Genomic DNA, 18,948 nt, shown 5'->3' on the forward strand with positions numbered 1-18,948 from the left:
ACCATGACCGCGCCCTGGCAGCCGTTGCTCGATTGGTGGTTCGGTCATGCCGAATCAGCCACTGAAGTTTCGGCGCAACAGGGCAAGTTGTGGTTCGGCAAGAAAGACAGCCAGGACCTCGAAGCGCGTGAGCGTTTCGGGGTTTTTGTCGATCAGGCCCTCGCTGGCGAATTGACCGAGTGGACGCAACATCCCGAAGGTTGGCTGGCGCTGGTGCTGCTGCTCGACCAACTCCCGCGAATGATCTTTCGCGATACGCCCAAGGCTTTTTCCGGCGATCTACGGGCACAGAAACTGGTGGCTCAGGGGATTGCTGCAGACTTCGATCGGCAGTTGAAACCGATCCAGCGACTCTTCATTTACCTCGTCTTCGAACACTGCGAAAACCTCGCGGTGCAGAATGAAGCGGTCTCACGATTCATCGAACTGGTGGCTGAACAGCCGGAGGCGGAGCGCGGAGTGTTTGCCGACAATCTGGATTATGCCGAGCGGCATCAGAAGGTGATTGCGCGGTTTGGACGGTTTCCGCATCGCAATGTGGTGTTGGGGCGGGAGTCTACGGTTGAGGAGTTGGCGTTTTTGAGAGAGCCGGGTTCGCGTTTTTAGGGCGATTTTCGGCAATCTCAAAAACCAGCCCTCACCCTAACCCTCTCCCGGAGGGAGAGGGGACTGACCGAGTTGGATGTTCGAGTTACGCTGACTTGAAATACCGAGTTGAACTCAGGTCTGGAAAGCGACAGAGATCGGCTCCCTTTCCCCTCGCCCCCTTGGGGGAGAGGGATGGGCGGGCGGCGTTCCGATGAGGGGGTTGCTCTTGATCTTCAGATTCTGAAGCTACCCACCAACTGCTTCAACCGCGCCGCCTGCTGCTCAAGATCCGCACAAGCCCGCAAAGTAGCCTGCAAGTTCTCCACGCCTTCCTGGTTCAGCGTGTTGATCTCGTTGATATCAACGTTGATCGACTCGACCACTGCCGTCTGCTCTTCCGTTGCCGTCGCCACCGACTGGTTCATGCCGTCGATCTCGCCGATGCGCTGGGTCACGCTGCCCAGGCGTTCGCCGGCCTGGTTGGCGATGCCGACGCTGCTTTCGCTCTCACGCTGGCTCTCGGTCATGATGCCGACCGCCTGACGTGCGCCGACTTGCAGCTCTTCGATCATCTTCTGCACTTGCTGCGCCGAATCCTGGGTGCGGTGCGCCAGGTTGCGGACTTCGTCGGCGACCACGGCGAAACCACGACCGGCCTCACCGGCACGGGCCGCTTCGATCGCGGCGTTGAGCGCCAGCAGGTTGGTCTGCTGGGAGATGCTGGTGATCACTTCCAGAATCTGCCCGATGTTCACGGTGTTGCTGTTCAGGGTTTCGATGTTGCCGCAGGAGTCGCTGATCTTCGCCGACAGTTGCTGCATCGCGTGGATGGTTTTATCCACAACCTGCTGGCCGTCTTCGGCCAGGCTTCGCGCGTCGCTTGAGTGCTGGGAGGCGAGGGCGGCGTTCTGGGCGATTTCCTGGGCGGCGGCGCCGAGCTGGTTGATCGCGGCGGCCACGCTGTTGGTGCGCGAAGCCTGCTGGTCGGAGTTGAACATCGACGAGTTCGACGCCGCGACCACGCGCAGCGCGACTTCGTTGACTTGCCCGGTGGCGGACGATACTTCGCGGATCGAAGTGTGGATGCGCTCGACGAAACGGTTGAACGACAGCCCCAGCGCACCGAATTCATCGTGGCCGTGGATGGTCAGGCGTTTGGTCAGGTCGCCTTCGCCTTCGGCGATGTCATGCATGGCGCGGCCCATGGTCAGCAGCGGCTGCATCAGGACGCGGATCAGCATGCCGAGCAGGGCGATGATGATCACCACGGCGATGACCATGGCGATCAGCGCCGAGGTGCGGAATTCGCTGAGCATCGAGAACGCGGTGTCCTTGTCCAGCACCAGCGCCACGTACCAGTCGGCCGACGGCACGCCGTTGACGCGGGTGAAGGAGATCAATTGGGTCTTGCCGTCGAACTCGACTTCTTTCAGACCCGGGCTGACTTTCGGCGCGCCGTTGGGGTAGGCCTCGGCCAGGGTCTTGAGCACCAGCTTGCTGTCCGGGTGGATCAGGATCTTGCCGTCGGCGCTGACGATGAACGCATGGCCGTGACCGCCGAAGTTCAGCGAGTTGATGATCGCGCTGACGCTGGACAGATCAATGTCGGCACCGGCTACACCAATCATCTGGCCCTGGCGCTGCACCGGGGTGGCGACCGTGATCACCAGCTTGCCCGATGACGCGGCGATGTACGGTTCGGTGACGATGGTCTGTTGCGCAGCGTTGGCGGCCTTGTACCAGCCACGGGCGCGCGGGTCGTAATCCGGCGCGCGGTTGCCGGCCGGGACCGAGAACATCACGCCGTCGGCGCCGCCGAAGTAGCTGAGCTGGAAATTGCCGGTGTAGGCGGGCAGGTCGATGATGCGTTTCAGGCTGGTCGGGGCGGTGCCGTCGGCGACAACCTGCTGCGCCATCGATTGCAGCAACTGGATGCGGCTTTCCAGCCAGGTCTGGATATTGCTGGTGGTCAGGCTGCCCAGTTCCTGCATCGACGCTTCGGTGCTGCTTTGAAGGGCTTCGCGCTGGCGATAGTCGTTGAACAAAATGAAACAGGCGAATGCAACGGCCACCACGAGGGCGGCAGCCAACAAGATCTTGTGGCTGAATTTCATGTTTCTGGTCATTAAGTGAGCTACCGCGAAGGGGCTGGTCAAGAAAGGGCGGCAATTTGCCACACTATCGGGCTTTGCGCTGCTCTTATTTCGACCGTGGCGCGCCAAAGATTAGGCGGCTTTTGTGAAAGTCGACGAAATGCTCAATAGCCCCACAAAGTGTCTGATTTACCGACGAATGCCGGACGAGCGGGCGAACAAATAGCCGGTCTGTCAGGGAACCAGACAGGGGTTTTCTCTTCTAAGCTTCTGGTTGGCGCCATGCCATCCCCCTTCCGCTCCAGGAGTTACACCATGTCGCTGCGATCTATCGCCCTGCTGTCGTTTTGCGTGCTGTTGGCCGCATGCAGCAAGGTCAATCAGGAAAACTATTCGAAGCTCTCGGCCGGCATGGCCAAGTCCGAAGTCGAGACGCTGCTCGGCAAGCCCACCGATTGCTCGGGTGCGCTGGGCATGTCCAGTTGCACCTGGGGCGACAAGAACAGCTTTATCAGCGTGCAGTACGCCGGTGACAAAGTGCTGATGTTTTCCGGCCAAGGCCTGAAGTAAACCGGGGCTACGCGCCCACGGGAGAAAAACAATGAAGCGGTTATTGCTTGTCCTTTTGGCCGGCCTGGTATTGGCCGGCTGCGCCACGTCCGGTGAAGATCCGCTGGCGCCGAAGACGGTCAACAGTGTCAATCTCAAGCGTTACCAGGGCACCTGGTACGAGCTGGCCCGTCTGCCGATGTATTTCCAGCGCAATTGCGCGCAATCCGAAGCCCGTTACTCGCTCAAGCCCGACGGCAATATCGCGGTGTACAACCGCTGTCTGACGGCAGACTGGAAGTGGGAAGAGGTCAAAGGCACGGCTTATCCACAGGTGCCGGGCAAGACCGACAAGCTGTGGGTCGAGTTCGATACCTGGTTCTCGCGCCTGATTCCGGGTGTGGCGAAGGGTCAATACTGGGTGCTGTACGTCAGCGATGACTACAAGACCGCCCTCGTGGGCGACCCGAGTCGTCGCTATCTGTGGCTGTTGTCCCGCACGCCGACCGTCAACGGTGTGGTGCGTGAGGAACTGCTGAGCAAGGCGCGCCAGCAGGGTTACGACACCACGCGCCTGATCTGGCGGGCGTCGGATCAGCAGATGGCCAAGACGTCCAACTGACGCGCAACAAAAAACCTGTGGAGGTCGCCCTCCACAGGTTTTTTTATGTCAGCCCAAAAGCTCTCGCAGAACCTGGGTGAAGGCGCGATTGCTGTCCTCTTCCCCGGCATGTCGCCCCTCCCGCACGACCCACTGACCATTGACCAGCACATCGCGCACCTGACGGTCGCCGCCGGCAAACAGCCAGCGATTGAGAATCCCGTCACCGCTGGCCGTGGCCAGGTACGGATCGCTGCCATCGAGCACAATCCAGTCGGCACGCTTGCCGACTTCCAGCGCACCGATCGGCTGGCCCAGCGCCTGAGCGCCACCGTCCAGCGCCGCGTCATACAACGTGCGGCCAACCATCGGCTGATCCGCGCCATACAAGCGGTTGCGCCGCTGATCCCGCAGACGCTGGCCGTATTCCAGCCAGCGCAGTTCTTCCACCACGCTCAACGACACATGGCTGTCGGAGCCGATCCCCATGCGCCCGCCCTGAGCGAGGAAATCCACCGCCGGGAAAATCCCGTCGCCGAGGTTGGCCTCGGTGGTCAGGCACAGGCCGGCGATGGCGCGACTCTTGGCCATCAGCGTGACTTCTTCCGGATTGGCGTGAGTCGCGTGCACCAGGCACCAACGCTGATCGACTTCGGTGTTTTCGTACAGCCATTGCAGCGGGCGACGTCCGCTCCAGCTCAGGCAGTCATCGACTTCCTTCTGCTGCTCGGCGATGTGGATGTGCACCGGGCATTGCTGGTCGCTGGCCGCCAGTACTTCGCTGATCTGCTGCGGTGTGACCGCGCGCAACGAGTGGAAGCACAGGCCCAGCGACTGCGCCTTTTGCTGCGCCAGCAGGGGTTGCAGGCGCGATTGCAGCTTCAGGTAACTTTCGGTGCTGTTGATGAAACGGCGCTGGCCTTCGTTCGGGGTCTGGCCGCCGAAACCGCTGTGGCTGTAGAGCACGGGCAGCAAGGTCAGGCCGATGCCGGCCGAGCTGGCCGCCTGGCTGATGCGTAACGCCAGCTCGGCCGGGTCGGCGTAAGGCTGGCCGTTGTTATCGTGGTGGACGTAATGGAATTCGGCGACCGAGGTGTAACCGGCCTTGAGCATTTCGATGTACAGCTGACGGGCAATCACACCGAGCTGGTCGGGGCTGATTTTTCCGACGAGCCGGTACATCAGATCGCGCCAGGTCCAGAAACTGTCGTTGGGATTGCCGGCCACTTCCGCCAGTCCCGCCATCGCTCGCTGGAACGCGTGGGAGTGCAGATTCGGCATCCCCGGCAGCAGCGGACCGCTCAGCCGTTCGGCGCCGTCTGCAGTGGAATCGGCCTGGATTCGGGTCAAAACGCCATCGGCGCTGACCTCGAGACGTACATTGTTGGCCCATCCGTTAGGCAGCAGCGCGCGTTCGGCAAAGAAGGCGGACATGGTTCAGCACCCCATCGTGTGTTATTTGTATATACATATACAGACGTTTGCCTGCCCGGTAAACTCCGGCAAGCTAGCCACTTTCACCAATGAACAGGGATCCACCGTGCCGACTCCGCCTCCAGTCTCCCCGTTGGCCGCGAACATGGGCGACAGTCCGGCGCCCTTGTACGCCCGTGTCAAACAGATGATCACCCAGCAGATCGACAGCGGTAACTGGCCGCCGCATTACCGCGTGCCGTCGGAAAGCGAGCTGGTCAGCCAGCTGGGTTTCAGCCGCATGACCATCAACCGCGCGCTGCGGGAAATGACCGCCGACGGTCTGCTGGTGCGCATGCAAGGCGTCGGCACTTTCGTTGCTGAACCGAAGAGCCAGTCCGCGCTGTTCGAAGTGCACAACATCGCCGACGAAATCGCCTCCCGTGGCCATCGCCACACCTGCCAGGTGATCACCCTGGAAGAGGAGGCCGCCGGTTCCGAGCGCGCGCTGGCGCTGGACATGCGCGAAGGGCAGAAGGTCTTTCACTCGCTGATCGTGCATTACGAAAACGACATTCCGGTGCAAATCGAAGACCGCTTCGTCAATGCGCTGGTCGCCCCGGAATACCTCAAGCAGGACTTCACCCTGCAGACGCCTTACGCCTATCTGAACCAGGTCGCGCCGCTGACCGAAGGTGAGCACGTGGTCGAAGCGATCCTTGCCGAAGCGTCCGAATGCAAATTGCTGCAGATCGAAAAAGGCGAGCCTTGCCTGCTGATCCGCCGCCGCACGTGGTCGGGTCGTCAGCCGGTGACGGCGGCGCGCCTGATTCACCCCGGTTCTCGTCATCGTCTGGAAGGTCGGTTTCATAAATGAAAGAGTTGAAGGTATTACGCGCCGAAGGCTACCCGCGCATGCCGTGGAAAAACGGCGGCGGCAGCACCGAGGAAATCACCCGTGACGCCGGCGCCGGCCTCGACGGTTTCGGCTGGCGTCTGTCGATTGCCGACATCGCCGAATCCGGCGGCTTTTCGACCTTCGCCGGTTACCAGCGGGTCATCACGGTGTTGCAGGGCGACGGCATGACTCTGTGTGTCGACGGCGACGATACCCGGCCGTTGTTACCTCTCGACCCGTTTGCCTTCAGCGGCGAAAGCCAGGTGTCCTGCACCTTGCTCGGCGGCGCGATCCGCGACTTCAACCTGATCTACTCGCCCCAGCGTTACAGCGCACGCCTGCAATGGCTGGACGGCGAGCAGCGGTTTTTCAGTTCGGCGAGCACCGTGCTGGTCTTCAGCGTCAGCGAGCTGCTGGAGGTCACGGTCGGTGACAGCGCCTCGCAACTCGGCCGCCATGACTGCCTGCAACTGGACGGTAACACCGGGCTGACCGAGATCGCCGTGAATGCCGGCTGCTGCGTGATCGAACTGTCCCCGCGCTGATCCTTCACACGTTCTTCGTGGGAAACGATCAAAAACCGCTGCTTTGAAAGCAGCGGTTTTTTTTCGTCCCGACGTTCCCGAAATGCGCACCAACTTGTTACCGAACGCCCCAGCGTGGCGCAGAACCACGTTTCCGTAACAACCTCTCGCCACCCTCTATCCACCCCGCGAAAAATTTCATGGACGCCAGAGCCCTTGATTCAGGCGCTCTGCAGCCCTGTTCGGAATTTTTATTGAACAGCCCTCCAACAAGTTGGCCGCTCGATTGCATATGCTTGTATGTACAAGTAAAGACGTATGCGTATGAGTCGATCGAGACTCTCCGCAGCGTCCACTGATTCGCTTGTCGCGCACTGAGGCGCACAGGCTGCTTGCCCACTGCCAGGGTTGGTTTGAATTGATCGCTGAGGAGTCTTTTTCGTGACTGACAACAACCGCACTAAATTCCGTGACGTCGAAATCCGTGCCGCCCGCGGCAACAAGCTGACCGCCAAGAGCTGGCTGACCGAAGCGCCGCTGCGCATGTTGATGAACAACCTCGACCCGGAAGTCGCCGAGAACCCGAAAGAGCTGGTGGTCTACGGTGGCATCGGTCGCGCTGCGCGTAACTGGGAGTGCTACGACAAGATCGTCGAGAGCCTGACCAACCTCAACGAAGACGAAACCCTGCTGGTGCAATCGGGCAAGCCGGTCGGCGTGTTCAAGACCCACAGCAACGCCCCGCGCGTACTGATCGCCAACTCCAACCTGGTGCCGCACTGGGCGACCTGGGAACACTTCAACGAACTCGACGCCAAAGGCCTGGCCATGTACGGCCAGATGACCGCCGGCAGCTGGATCTACATCGGCAGCCAGGGCATCGTCCAAGGCACCTACGAAACCTTCGTTGAAGCCGGTCGCCAGCACTACAACGACAACCTCACCGGCAAGTGGGTCCTGACCGCCGGCCTCGGCGGCATGGGCGGTGCCCAGCCACTGGCCGCAACCCTCGCCGGTGCCTGCTCGCTGAACATCGAATGCCAGCAGATCAGCATCGATTTCCGCCTCAAGACCCGCTACGTCGACGAGCAGGCCAAAGACCTCGACGACGCGCTGGCCCGCATCGCCAAATACACCTCCGAAGGCAAGGCTGTTTCCATCGCCCTGTGCGGCAACGCCGCTGAAATCCTCCCGGAACTGGTCAAGCGCGGCGTGCGCCCGGACATGGTCACCGACCAGACCAGCGCCCACGATCCGCTCAACGGTTACCTGCCGGCCGGCTGGACCTGGGACGAATACCGCGCCCGCGCCAAGACCGAGCCAGCCGCTGTGGTCAAGGCCGCCAAGCAATCGATGGCCGTGCACGTCAAAGCCATGCTCGACTTCCAGAAAATGGGCGTGCCGACCTTCGACTACGGCAACAACATCCGTCAGATGGCTCAGGAAGAAGGCGTCGAAAACGCATTCGATTTCCCTGGCTTCGTACCGGCCTACATCCGTCCGCTGTTCTGCCGTGGCATCGGCCCGTTCCGCTGGGCTGCGCTGTCGGGTGATCCGCAGGACATCTACAAGACCGACGCCAAGGTCAAAGAGCTGATCCCGGACGACGCGCACCTGCACAACTGGCTGGACATGGCCCGCGAGCGCATCAGCTTCCAGGGTCTGCCGGCGCGTATCTGCTGGGTCGGCCTGGGCCTGCGCGCCAAGCTCGGTCTGGCGTTCAACGAAATGGTGCGCAGCGGCGAGCTGTCGGCGCCGATCGTGATCGGTCGCGACCACCTCGACTCCGGCTCGGTCTCCAGTCCGAACCGTGAAACCGAGTCGATGCAGGATGGCTCCGATGCCGTCTCCGACTGGCCGCTGCTCAACGCGCTGCTGAACACCGCGAGCGGTGCGACCTGGGTGTCCCTGCACCACGGCGGCGGCGTCGGCATGGGCTTCTCCCAGCACTCGGGCATGGTGATTGTCTGCGACGGTACTGACGAAGCGGCCGAGCGTATCGCTCGCGTGCTGCACAACGACCCGGGCACCGGGGTCATGCGTCACGCCGATGCCGGTTACCAGATCGCCATCGACTGCGCCAAGGAACAAGGGCTGAACCTGCCGATGATTACCGGCAAATAAAGAATCTATGGGAGCTGGCTTGCCAGCGATGGCGGCGGCACTGCCGGAATTGATGTTGCAGGTGCCGACGTCATCGCGGGCAAGCTCCGCTCCCACAGGAATCGCGTAAACCGTACAGAGCAATTAAAACAATCCACAGAGGTTGAATCATGGCGGGCAACACCGATCGTGCAGGCAGTAAACCGTTGATCGAAAGGCGTTCGATCGACTACATCCCGGAAGCGGAAAGACACGGTCGTCTGTTCAGTCAGTTCACCCTGTGGATGGGTGCCAACCTGCAAATCACCGCGATTGTCACCGGGGCCCTGGCCGTGGTGCTGGGCGGCGATGTGTTCTGGTCGTTGATCGGTCTGCTGATCGGTCAACTGCTGGGCGGCGGGGTGATGGCGCTGCACGCGGCGCAAGGGCCCAAGCTTGGCCTGCCGCAGATGATTTCCAGCCGGGTGCAGTTCGGCGTCTACGGCGCGGCGATTCCGATCGTGCTGGTGTGCCTGATGTACCTCGGCTTCACCGCCACCGGAACGGTGTTGTCGGGTCAGGCGCTGGGCCAGTTGTTCGGGGTCAGCGACACCGTCGGCATCCTGCTTTTCGCCAGCGTCATCGTCGTGGTCACGGTGCTCGGCTATCGGGTGATTCACTGGATCGGCCGCATCGCCAGTGTCATTGGCGTGATTGCTTTCGTGTACCTGTTCAGCCGTCTGATGAGTCAGGTGGACGTCGGCGCACTTCTGGAAATCCGCCACTTCAGCTGGAGCAGTTTCCTGCTGGCGGTGTCGCTCGCGGCCTCCTGGCAGATCGCTTTCGGCCCTTACGTGGCGGATTACTCGCGTTACCTGCCAAGCAAGGTGTCTTCGGTGAAAACCTTCTTCGCCGCAGGCGCCGGTTCGGTAATCGGTGCGCAGGTGGCGATGATCCTCGGTGTGTTCGCGGCCGCTTCGGCCAACGGGCAATTCGCCGGTCATGAAGTCGCCTACATCGTCGGTCTGGGCGGGACCGGTGCCACCGCCGCGCTGCTGTATTTCAGCATCGCGTTCGGCAAGGTCACCATCTCCACCCTGAACTCCTACGGCAGCTTCATGTGCATCGCGACCATCATCAGCGGCTTCCGTGGCCACCTGACGGTTACCCGCATGCAGCGTCTGGTGTTCGTGCTGGGGATCGTCGGCGCGGCGACCCTGATCGCGCTGCTCGGCCAGCACTCGTTCCTCGGTGCGTTCAAGTCCTTCATCCTGTTCCTGCTGGCGTTCTTCACGCCGTGGAGCGCGATCAACCTGGTGGACTACTACTGCATCACCCGCGAGCGCTATGACGTACCGGCGCTGGCGGATCCGAACGGTCGCTACGGCCGCTGGAACATCCTCGGTATCAGCGTTTACGTGTTCGGGGTGCTGGTGCAACTGCCGTTCATTTCCACCAAGTTCTATACCGGTCCATTGGTAGCAGCTCTGGGGGATGTGGATATTTCCTGGATCATCGGTCTCGTGCTGCCCGCAGCGCTGTACTACGTCTGCGCGAAAAAATGGCACGGCACCGTACCCGATCGACTGATTCTGCCCGTCGAGCAGGACAGCGTTGTACAACCTAAAACAAGCGGGGCCGGTCGCGCTGCGGCGCAGGCCTGATTTGGACGTGGACAGGGCTGGATGCCTCTTGACTGCCGTAAGCCAATTCATGATTAGGAGCGTCACAACAATGAAATCGAACAAGACCCTGCTGACCACATTGCTTTCCATGGGCCTGCTGGCCAGCGCCGGCGCGACCCAGGCCGCCGGCTGGTGCGAGTCCGGCAAACCGGTGAAATTCGCCGGCCTGAACTGGGAAAGCGGCATGCTGCTGACCGACCTTCTGCAAGTGGTGCTGGAAAAAGGTTACGACTGCAAGACCGACAGCCTGCCGGGCAACTCCATCACCATGGAAAACGCCCTGAGCAGCAACGACATCCAGATCTTCGCCGAAGAATGGGTTGGCCGCAGCGAGGTCTGGAACAAGGCCGAGAAGGCCGGCAAGGTCGTCGGTGTCGGCGCGCCGGTGGTCGGTGCGGTGGAAGGCTGGTACGTGCCGCGCTATGTGATCGAAGGCGATGCCAAGCGCAAGATCGAAGCGAAGGCACCGGACCTGAAAAACATCGCCGATCTGGGCAAATACGCCGCCGTCTTCAAAGACGCCGAAGAGCCTTCCAAGGGCCGCTTCTACAACTGCCCGGCCGGCTGGACCTGCGAGCTGGACAACAGCGAAATGCTGAAAAGCTACGGCCTGGAAAACAGCTACACCAACTTCCGCCCGGGCACTGGTCCGGCGTTGGATGCGGCCGTGCTGTCGAGTTACAAACGTGGCGAGCCGATCCTGTTCTACTACTGGACGCCAACCCCGCTGATGGGCCAGATCGACGCAGTCAAACTGGATGAGAAACCGGGCGTCGACAAGACCGTGACCATCAAGGTCGGTCTGTCCAAGACCTTCCACGAACAAGCGCCGGAGCTGGTGGCCGTGCTGGAAAAGGTCAACCTGCCGATCGACCTGCTGAACCAGAACCTGGGCCGCATGGCGAAGGAACGTATCGAGTCGCCAAAACTGGCGAAAATCTTCCTCAAGGAACATCCTGAGGTCTGGCATGCGTGGGTCAGTGAAGACGCTGCCAAGAAAATCGACGCGGCGCTGTAGGTCGAATTCCTCCCGGCCAACCGAGAGGCTGGCCGGGGTGTTCGCCGCAATCGCTTGATTGAGTTTCCTGATTGAGAGCCGCTTATGTTTCCCGAAAGCTTTACCTTTTCCATCGCCGACTGGGTCAACGGTTGGGTCGATGCGCTGGTCACCAACTATGGCGATGTGTTCCGCCACATCTCCGACACCCTGCTGTGGGCCATCGTCAATCTTGAAGGCCTGCTGCGCGCCGCACCGTGGTGGTTGATGCTGGCCATCGTCGGCGTCGTGGCCTGGCATGCAACGCGCAAAGTCGTGACCACCGCCGTGATCGTCGGTCTGTTGTTCCTGGTCGGCGCCGTCGGTCTGTGGGACAAGTTGATGCAGACCCTCGCGCTGATGATGGTGGCAACGGTCATTTCGGTGCTGATCGGCGTACCGCTGGGGATTCTCTCGGCGCGCAGCAATCGCCTGCGTTCGGTGCTGATGCCGCTGCTCGACATCATGCAGACCATGCCGAGCTTCGTGTACCTGATTCCGGTGCTGATGCTGTTCGGCCTGGGCAAGGTGCCGGCGATTTTCGCCACCGTGATCTACGCCGCGCCGCCGCTGATCCGCCTGACCGATCTGGGCATCCGCCAGGTCGACGGCGAAGTGATGGAAGCCATCAACGCCTTCGGCGCCAACCGCTGGCAGCAACTGTTCGGCGTGCAACTGCCGCTGGCCCTGCCGAGCATCATGGCCGGGATCAACCAGACCACCATGATGGCCCTGTCGATGGTGGTAATCGCCTCGATGATCGGCGCCCGTGGCCTGGGTGAAGATGTGCTGGTGGGCATTCAGACCCTCAACGTCGGACGCGGCCTGGAAGCCGGTCTGGCGATCGTGATTCTCGCAGTGGTCATCGACCGCATTACCCAGGCGTATGGTCGGCCACGGCATGAGGTGAGCAAATGAGCAACGCAACCGTGAGCAAGATCGAAGTCAAAAACGTCTTCAAGATTTTCGGCAACCGCGCCAAGGACGCTCTGGCGATGGTCGGCCAGGGCAAGACTAAGGATCAGGTGCTGAACGAAACCGGTTGCGTGGTCGGGGTCAACGACTTGTCCCTGAGCATCGGCACCGGCGAGATCTTCGTGATCATGGGCCTGTCCGGCTCCGGCAAATCGACCCTGGTGCGCCACTTCAACCGCCTGATCGACCCGACCAGCGGCGCGATCCTGGTGGACGGCGTGGACATCCTGCAATACGACATGGACGCCTTGCGCGAATTTCGTCGGCACAAGATCAGCATGGTGTTCCAGAGCTTCGGCCTGCTGCCGCACAAGACCGTGCTCGACAACGTCGCCTACGGCCTGAAAGTGCGCGGCGAGAGCAAGCAACTGTGCGCCGAACGCGCGCTGCACTGGATCAACACCGTGGGCCTCAAGGGCTACGAAAACAAATACCCGCACCAGCTCTCCGGCGGCATGCGCCAGCGTGTAGGTCTGGCCCGGGCATTGGCGGCGGACACCGACATCATCCTGATGGACGAAGCGTTCAGCGCGCTGGATCCGCTGATCCGCGCCGAGATGCAGGACCAGTTGCTGGAGCTGCAAAAGACCCTGCACAAGACCATCGTCTTCATCACCCACGACCTCGACGAGGCCGTGCGCATCGGCAACCGCATCGCGATCCTCAAGGACGGCCGCCTGATCCAGGTCGGCACGCCGAAAGAGATCCTGCATTCGCCGGCGGACGAATATGTCGACCGCTTCGTGCAGCGGCGGGCGGCGGTGGTTTAAACAGATTTGTGTTGGCTGGGCCGGCCCCATCGCGAGCAGGCTCGCTCCCACAGTTGGAATGCGGTCTCCTGTGGGAGCGAGCTTGCTCCGGGCGGCGATCCGACGATAGCGTCGGCAAAGCTGGATCAATGTTCGGGTGAGGTTTTAGATGTCCCAGGCTGAAAAAATCGTTATCGCCGACGCCCCGATGCGTTGGCAGGATGTGGTCGCAGTCGCTCGTCATGGCGCGCAGCTCGAGCTGTCGGCCCAGACCTGGGCGCGCATTGAAAACGCGCAGGGCATCGTCCAGCGCATCGTCGCCAGCGGTGAGCGCGCCTATGGCGTGAACACCGGGCTCGGTGCGCTGTGCAACGTCTCGCTGAAAGACGAACAGCTCAGTCAGCTTTCGCGCAACACCTTGCTCAGCCATGCGTGCGGCGTCGGTCCGGTGCTGGCCGATGAGCAGACCCGCGCCATCCTGTGCGCTGCGATCCGCAACTACAGCCACGGCAAATCCGGCATTCATCGCCGGGTGGTCGAAGCGCTGCTGGCGCTGCTCAATCGCGGTATCACCCCACAAGTACCGTCCCAGGGTTCGGTGGGTTACCTGACCCACATGGCGCACATCGGCATCGCGCTGCTGGGCGTGGGCAATGTCAGCTATCGCGGGCAGATCGTGTCTGCACAGCAGGCGCTGGCCGAAGAGGGCCTGCAACCGGTGCAGCTCGGGGCGAAGGACGGTCTGTGTCTGGTCAACGGCACGCCGTGCATGACCGGCCTCGGTTGCCTGGCGATTGCCGACGCCACGCGTCTGCTGCAATGGGCCGACGTGATCGGCGCCATGAGTTTCGAAGCCCAGCGCGGTCAGATCGCCGCGTTCGATGCCGAGATCATTGCGCTCAAACCGCATCCGGGCATGCAGCAGGTCGGCGTCAATCTGCGCGCCTTGCTCGATGGCAGCGAAGTGATCGCCGCGAGCAAAGGCATTCGCACCCAGGATGCCTTGAGCATCCGCTCGATCCCGCAGGTGCACGGTGCCGCCCGCGATCAACTGGAACACGCGATCAAACAGATCGAAACCGAACTCAATGGCTGCACCGACAACCCGTTGCTGCTGGGCACACCGGACGACTTCCGGGTGATGTCCCAGGCCAACCCGCACGGGCAATCAGTGGCGCTGGCGGCGGATCTGCTGGCGATTGCGATGGCCGAAATCGGCTCGATTGCCGAGCGGCGTCTGGATCGCCTGATCAACCCGCACGTCAGCGGCCTGCCGGCGTTTCTGGTGGCCAATCCGGGGGTGAACTCCGGGATGATGATCGTGCAATACGTCGCCGCGTCGCTGTGCGCGGAAAACCGCCAGTTGGCGCAGCCGGCGGTGCTCGACAACTACGTCACCTCGGGCTTGCAGGAAGACCATCTGAGCATGGGCACCAACGCCGCGCTGAAGCTGCACCGCGCGCTGGAAAACTGCACGCAGATCCTCGCCATCGAGTACCTGCTGGCGGCCCAGGCGTTTGAATTTCTCAAGGAACAGCGCTTCGGCGCGGGCACCGATACCGCTTGGCGACTGCTGCGCGAAAAGATCCCGGCCTACGATCAGGACCGCTGGCTGGCGCCGGATATCGCCGCTGCCGCAAGCGTTCTGAAAGACCCGGATCTGCTGCACAACGCATTACCGAATTTGCACTGAAAAACTACCCACGCCAGCGTGCCAAGGCGCGGCTCCCCAAAAGGGCAGACGCGACGGACAACGGACATCTCCGGAGCGTCTGGCGAGTTAACAATAAACTCTCAAAAGGAGCACAAAATGACTGCGCTGAACCTGATCCCCGGCCAACTGAGCCTGGCCCAACTGCGTGACGTTTATCAGAACCCGGTCAAGCTGACCCTCGACAACAGCGCCAGCGCGCAGATCGAGGCCAGCGTGGCCTGCGTCGAGCAGATCCTTGCGGAAAACCGCACCGCCTACGGCATCAACACCGGTTTCGGCCTGCTGGCCTCGACCCGCATCGCCAGCGAAGACCTGGAAAACCTCCAGCGTTCGCTGGTGCTGTCCCACGCCGCCGGTGTCGGCCAGCCGATCAGCGATGAGCTGGTGCGCCTGATCATGGTGCTGAAGGTCAACAGCCTCAGCCGTGGTTTCTCTGGCATCCGTCGCGTGGTGATCGATGCGCTGATCGCGCTGATCAACGCCGAGGTCTATCCGCACATTCCGCTGAAAGGCTCGGTCGGTGCATCCGGTGACCTGGCACCGCTGGCGCACATGTCGCTGGTGCTGCTGGGCGAGGGCAAGGCGCGCTACAAGGGCGAGTGGATGGAAGCGACCGAAGCGCTGAAAGTCGCCGGTCTGACCCCGCTGACCCTGGCGGCGAAAGAAGGTCTGGCGCTGCTCAACGGTACTCAGGTTTCCACCGCATTCGCGCTGCGCGGCCTGTTCGAAGGTGAAGACCTGTTCGCCGGCGCGCTGGCGCTGGGCGGTCTGACGGTGGAAGCGGTGCTCGGTTCGCGTTCGCCATTCGATGCGCGCATCCACGCCGCCCGTGGCCAGAAAGGCCAGATCGACGCCGCTGCCGCTTACCGCGATCTGCTGGGCGAGCGCAGCGAAGTCTCCGACTCGCACCAGAACTGCGAAAAGGTTCAGGACCCGTACTCGCTGCGTTGCCAGCCGCAAGTCATGGGCGCGTGCCTGACCCAGTTCCGTCAGGCCGCCGAAGTGCTAGCCATCGAAGCCAACGCCGTGTCCGACAACCCGCTGGTGTTCGCGGCCGAAGGCGACGTGATTTCCGGCGGCAACTTCCACGCCGAACCTGTGGCCATGGCCGCTGACAACATGGCGCTGGCCATTGCCGAAATCGGTTCCCTGAGCGAGCGCCGCATCTCGTTGATGATGGACAAGCACATGTCGCAGCTGCCGCCGTTCCTCGTCGCCAACGGAGGCGTGAACTCCGGCTTCATGATCGCCCAAGTGACCGCTGCGGCCCTGGCCAGCGAGAACAAGGCGCTGTCCCATCCGCATTCGGTGGACAGCCTGCCGACTTCTGCCAACCAGGAAGACCACGTGTCGATGGCCCCGGCTGCCGGCAAGCGTCTCTGGGAAATGGCCGATAACACGCGCGGGATTCTCGCGGTGGAATGGCTGGCGGCGGTGCAGGGCCTGGACCTGCGCAACGGCCTGAAGACCTCGACCAAACTGGAACAGGCCCGCGGGATTCTGCGTCGCGAAGTGCCGTTCTACGAGAAGGACCGCTTCTTCGCACCGGACATCAATGCGGCGACCGAACTGCTGGCTTCGCGGGTGCTGACTGAACTGGTTCCGGCGAAGTTGCTGCCTAGTTTGTAAGCGTTTTTTCAGGGGGATTTTTGTCGTCCGGGAAACCGTTCCCCCTCACCCCAGCCCTCTCCCCCAGGGGGAGAGGGGAAAGGGAGCCGATCTTCATCGTTTTCAGAACCTGAGTTCGACTCAGGAATTTCAGGTCGATGTACCTCGAAAGAACAACGCGGTCAGTCCCCTCTCCCTCCGGGAGAGGGTTAGGCGGGCGGCGTTCCGATGAGGGGGCTTTTGAAGGCTGCCCACCGAACAGAATCCAACGGAGGCTCACAGTGAAAACCCTCTGGCAACACTGCCACGTCGCAACCATGGCGCAAGGCGTCTACTCGATCATCGAGGATGCGGCCATCGTGACGTCCGGTGCACTCATCGAGTGGATCGGCCCGCGCAGCCACTTGCCGTCAGGCGAATACCCGGCGGTCAATGACCTGCAAGGCGCGTGGGTCACTCCCGGCCTGATCGACTGCCACACCCACACCGTGTTCGGCGGCAACCGCAGCGGCGAGTTCGAGAAGCGCCTGCAAGGCGTCAGCTATGCCGAAATCGCAGCGGCCGGCGGCGGCATCGCCAGCACTGTGCGGGCCACGCGCGAAGCCTCGGAAGACGAGCTGTTCGCCAGCGCCACCAAACGCCTGAAAAGCCTGATGCGCGACGGCGTGACCACGGTCGAAATGAAATCCGGCTACGGCCTCGATCTGGCCAGCGAGCGCAAGATTCTGCGGGTCATCCGTCGCCTCGCCGCCGAGCTGCCGATCAGCGTGCGCAGCACCTGTCTGGCTGCCCACGCCTTGCCGCCGGAATACCAGGACCGCGCCGACGATTACATCGATCACATCTGCGCCGAGATGCTCCCGGCGCTGGCCGCCGAAGGCCTGGTGGATGCGGTGGATGCCTTCTGCGAATACCTGGCGTTTTCGCCGGAGCAGGTCGAGCGGGTGTTCATCGCCGCGCAAAAACTCGGTCTGCCGGTGAAGCTGCACGCCGAGCAATTGTCGTCGCTGCACGGCTCCAGCCTCGCTGCGCGCTACCACGCACTTTCCGCCGATCACTTGGAGTTCATGGACGAAGCCGACGCCATCGCCATGGCCGAGTCCGACACCGTCGCGGTGTTGTTGCCGGGCGCGTTCTACTTCCTGCGCGAAACCCAGTTGCCGCCGATGGAAGCCCTGCGCAAACACAAAGTGAAAATCGCCATCGCCAGCGACCTCAACCCCGGCACCTCGCCGGCGCTGTCTTTGCGCCTGATGCTGAACATGGCCTGCACCTGTTTCCGCATGACCCCGGAAGAAGCCTTGGCCGGCGCCACGATTCACGCGGCGCAAGCCTTGGGCATGGCCGAGACCCACGGTTCGCTGGAAGTCGGCAAGGTCGCCGATTTTGTCGCCTGGCAGATCGACCGCCCGGCGGACCTGGCGTACTGGCTCGGTGGTGAACTGGACAAACGCGTCGTGCGTCACGGCGTTGAATCAAGTCTGTAGGAGAGTGGTTGTGGATAAGGTTCTGAACTTCAAACAAGGTCGCGTGCCGCTGCTGATCAGCATGCCCCACGCCGGTGTGCGCCTGACCCCGGCGGTCGAGGCCGGGTTGATCCCGGACGCGAAAAGCCTGCCGGACACCGACTGGCATATTCCGCAGCTCTACGATTTCGCCGCCGAACTGGGCGCCAGCACCCTGGCGGCCGAGTACTCGCGATTTGTCATCGACCTGAACCGGCCGTCCGACGACAAACCGCTGTACGCCGGCGCCACCACCGGGCTGTACCCGGCGACGCTGTTCGATGGCATTCCGTTGTTCAAGGAAGGTCAGGAGCCTTCGAAAGCAGAACGTGCGATCTATCTGGAGCAGATCTGGACGCCGTATCACCGCACCTTGCGGGAAGAGCTGGCGCGGCTGAAAGCCGAGTTCGGTTACGCACTGCTGTTCGATGCGCATTCGATCCGCTCGATCATCCCGCACCTGTTCGATGGCAAGCTGCCGGACTTCAATCTCGGCACTTTCAACGGCGCCAGTTGCGATCCGCAGTTGGCCACGCAACTGGAAGCGATCTGCGCACGCCATGGCGATTACAGCCATGTGCTGAACGGACGCTTCAAGGGCGGCCACATTACCCGTCACTACGGTAACCCGGCCGAGAACATCCACGCCGTGCAACTGGAACTGGGCCAGTGCACCTACATGGAAGAGTTCGAACCGTTCCGCTATCGCGCCGATCTGGCGGAGCCGACGCGGGTGGTGCTCAAGGAGTTGCTGCAGGGGCTGCTCGCCTGGGGCGCGACTCGCTACAAATCCTGAATACACACCAGGAACCCTGTGGGAGCGAGCTTGCTCGCGATGGCGTCGTGTCAGTCGACATCAATAGTGACTGAACCACCGCCATCGCGAGCAAGCTCGCTTGTATGTTTAGACTTGAAGGGGTGGGCGGGA

At 62.1% G+C, this 18,948-nt stretch carries 16 protein-coding genes; 14 read left to right on the forward strand and 2 right to left on the reverse strand.

Annotated elements, in window-relative coordinates:
- The first annotated feature begins 3 nt into the window (after positions 1 to 3).
- The gene (locus tag PDR5_RS01785) at positions 4 to 606 is read left to right on the forward strand and encodes a DUF924 family protein (RefSeq protein ID WP_064592849.1); all 603 of its coding nucleotides are present in this window, start codon (positions 4 to 6) and stop codon (positions 604 to 606) included.
- Positions 607 to 821: 215 nt separating this feature from the next.
- On the opposite strand, the gene PDR5_RS01790 is transcribed toward PDR5_RS01785, so the two are convergent.
- Entirely contained in the window at positions 822 to 2,714 is a 1,893-nt protein-coding gene (locus tag PDR5_RS01790) for a methyl-accepting chemotaxis protein (RefSeq protein ID WP_218188770.1), read from the reverse strand.
- Between the two features lie 282 nt (positions 2,715 to 2,996).
- Here PDR5_RS01790 and PDR5_RS01795 point away from each other — a divergent pair, with 282 nt between their 5' ends.
- Positions 2,997 to 3,251, forward strand: coding sequence for a hypothetical protein (locus tag PDR5_RS01795; protein ID WP_016772095.1), 255 nt, complete (start codon positions 2,997 to 2,999; stop codon positions 3,249 to 3,251).
- A 31-nt stretch (positions 3,252 to 3,282) separates the two neighbouring features.
- Positions 3,283 to 3,852, forward strand: coding sequence for a lipocalin family protein (locus PDR5_RS01800; RefSeq protein WP_064592853.1), 570 nt, complete (start codon positions 3,283 to 3,285; stop codon positions 3,850 to 3,852).
- Between the two features lie 48 nt (positions 3,853 to 3,900).
- On the opposite strand, the gene PDR5_RS01805 is transcribed toward PDR5_RS01800, so the two are convergent.
- Positions 3,901 to 5,265: a formimidoylglutamate deiminase gene (locus PDR5_RS01805; protein ID WP_064592855.1), complete on the reverse strand. Its 1,365-nt coding sequence runs from the start codon at positions 5,263 to 5,265 to the stop codon at positions 3,901 to 3,903.
- A gap of 145 nt (positions 5,266 to 5,410) precedes the next feature.
- On the opposite strand from PDR5_RS01805, the gene hutC reads away from it, so the two are divergent.
- The 11 genes from hutC (at position 5,411) to hutG (ending at position 18,816) form a co-directional block, all read left to right on the forward strand.
- Positions 5,411 to 6,121 carry a histidine utilization repressor gene (gene hutC / locus PDR5_RS01810; protein ID WP_170844914.1) on the forward strand — a complete coding sequence of 237 codons (711 nt, stop codon included), beginning with the start codon at positions 5,411 to 5,413 and terminating at the stop codon, positions 6,119 to 6,121.
- Positions 6,118 to 6,687, forward strand: a complete 570-nt coding sequence (locus PDR5_RS01815; protein WP_007952479.1) for a HutD/Ves family protein — start codon at positions 6,118 to 6,120, stop codon at positions 6,685 to 6,687. The genes hutC and PDR5_RS01815 overlap by 4 nt, the downstream gene beginning before the upstream one ends.
- A gap of 420 nt (positions 6,688 to 7,107) precedes the next feature.
- On the forward strand, positions 7,108 to 8,790 hold the full coding sequence (gene hutU / locus PDR5_RS01820; protein WP_064382814.1) for a urocanate hydratase: 1,683 nt from the start codon (positions 7,108 to 7,110) through the stop codon (positions 8,788 to 8,790).
- A 149-nt stretch (positions 8,791 to 8,939) separates the two neighbouring features.
- Positions 8,940 to 10,412 carry a purine-cytosine permease family protein gene (locus PDR5_RS01825; RefSeq protein WP_064592857.1) on the forward strand — a complete coding sequence of 491 codons (1,473 nt, stop codon included), beginning with the start codon at positions 8,940 to 8,942 and terminating at the stop codon, positions 10,410 to 10,412.
- Between the two features lie 70 nt (positions 10,413 to 10,482).
- A complete protein-coding gene (locus PDR5_RS01830) occupies positions 10,483 to 11,451 on the forward strand; it encodes an ABC transporter substrate-binding protein (protein WP_064592859.1) in 969 nt (322 codons plus the stop codon).
- An 84-nt stretch (positions 11,452 to 11,535) separates the two neighbouring features.
- Entirely contained in the window at positions 11,536 to 12,387 is an 852-nt protein-coding gene (locus PDR5_RS01835) for an ABC transporter permease (RefSeq protein ID WP_007952475.1), read from the forward strand.
- The gene (locus tag PDR5_RS01840; protein WP_011332047.1) at positions 12,384 to 13,214 is read left to right on the forward strand and encodes a quaternary amine ABC transporter ATP-binding protein; all 831 of its coding nucleotides are present in this window, start codon (positions 12,384 to 12,386) and stop codon (positions 13,212 to 13,214) included. Before PDR5_RS01835 ends, PDR5_RS01840 begins: the two co-directional genes overlap by 4 nt.
- 148 nt (positions 13,215 to 13,362) lie before the next feature.
- A complete protein-coding gene (gene hutH / locus PDR5_RS01845; RefSeq protein WP_064592861.1) occupies positions 13,363 to 14,886 on the forward strand; it encodes a histidine ammonia-lyase in 1,524 nt (507 codons plus the stop codon).
- A 117-nt stretch (positions 14,887 to 15,003) separates the two neighbouring features.
- The gene (gene hutH / locus PDR5_RS01850) at positions 15,004 to 16,536 is read left to right on the forward strand and encodes a histidine ammonia-lyase (protein WP_064592863.1); all 1,533 of its coding nucleotides are present in this window, start codon (positions 15,004 to 15,006) and stop codon (positions 16,534 to 16,536) included.
- A 260-nt stretch (positions 16,537 to 16,796) separates the two neighbouring features.
- Complete coding sequence (gene hutI, locus PDR5_RS01855) at positions 16,797 to 18,002, forward strand: imidazolonepropionase (protein ID WP_064592865.1); 1,206 nt, start codon at positions 16,797 to 16,799, stop codon at positions 18,000 to 18,002.
- A gap of 10 nt (positions 18,003 to 18,012) precedes the next feature.
- Positions 18,013 to 18,816 carry an N-formylglutamate deformylase gene (hutG, locus tag PDR5_RS01860; protein ID WP_064592867.1) on the forward strand — a complete coding sequence of 268 codons (804 nt, stop codon included), beginning with the start codon at positions 18,013 to 18,015 and terminating at the stop codon, positions 18,814 to 18,816.
- Positions 18,817 to 18,948 lie beyond the last annotated feature (132 nt).

The organism is Pseudomonas sp. DR 5-09 (assembly GCF_001655595.1).
Lineage (GTDB): Bacteria > Pseudomonadota > Gammaproteobacteria > Pseudomonadales > Pseudomonadaceae > Aquipseudomonas > Aquipseudomonas pharyngis.

Coding starts and splice junctions, on each gene's coding strand:
- PDR5_RS01785 (WP_064592849.1), top strand. CDS start 4: ATGACCGCGCCCTGGCAGCCGTTGCTCGATTGGTGGTTCGGTCATGCC.
- PDR5_RS01790 (WP_218188770.1), bottom strand. CDS start 2,714: ATGACCAGAAACATGAAATTCAGCCACAAGATCTTGTTGGCTGCCGCC.
- PDR5_RS01795 (WP_016772095.1), top strand. CDS start 2,997: ATGTCGCTGCGATCTATCGCCCTGCTGTCGTTTTGCGTGCTGTTGGCC.
- PDR5_RS01800 (WP_064592853.1), top strand. CDS start 3,283: ATGAAGCGGTTATTGCTTGTCCTTTTGGCCGGCCTGGTATTGGCCGGC.
- PDR5_RS01805 (WP_064592855.1), bottom strand. CDS start 5,265: ATGTCCGCCTTCTTTGCCGAACGCGCGCTGCTGCCTAACGGATGGGCC.
- hutC (WP_170844914.1), top strand. CDS start 5,411: ATGGGCGACAGTCCGGCGCCCTTGTACGCCCGTGTCAAACAGATGATC.
- PDR5_RS01815 (WP_007952479.1), top strand. CDS start 6,118: ATGAAAGAGTTGAAGGTATTACGCGCCGAAGGCTACCCGCGCATGCCG.
- PDR5_RS01825 (WP_064592857.1), top strand. CDS start 8,940: ATGGCGGGCAACACCGATCGTGCAGGCAGTAAACCGTTGATCGAAAGG.
- PDR5_RS01830 (WP_064592859.1), top strand. CDS start 10,483: ATGAAATCGAACAAGACCCTGCTGACCACATTGCTTTCCATGGGCCTG.
- PDR5_RS01835 (WP_007952475.1), top strand. CDS start 11,536: ATGTTTCCCGAAAGCTTTACCTTTTCCATCGCCGACTGGGTCAACGGT.
- PDR5_RS01840 (WP_011332047.1), top strand. CDS start 12,384: ATGAGCAACGCAACCGTGAGCAAGATCGAAGTCAAAAACGTCTTCAAG.
- hutH (WP_064592861.1), top strand. CDS start 13,363: ATGTCCCAGGCTGAAAAAATCGTTATCGCCGACGCCCCGATGCGTTGG.
- hutH (WP_064592863.1), top strand. CDS start 15,004: ATGACTGCGCTGAACCTGATCCCCGGCCAACTGAGCCTGGCCCAACTG.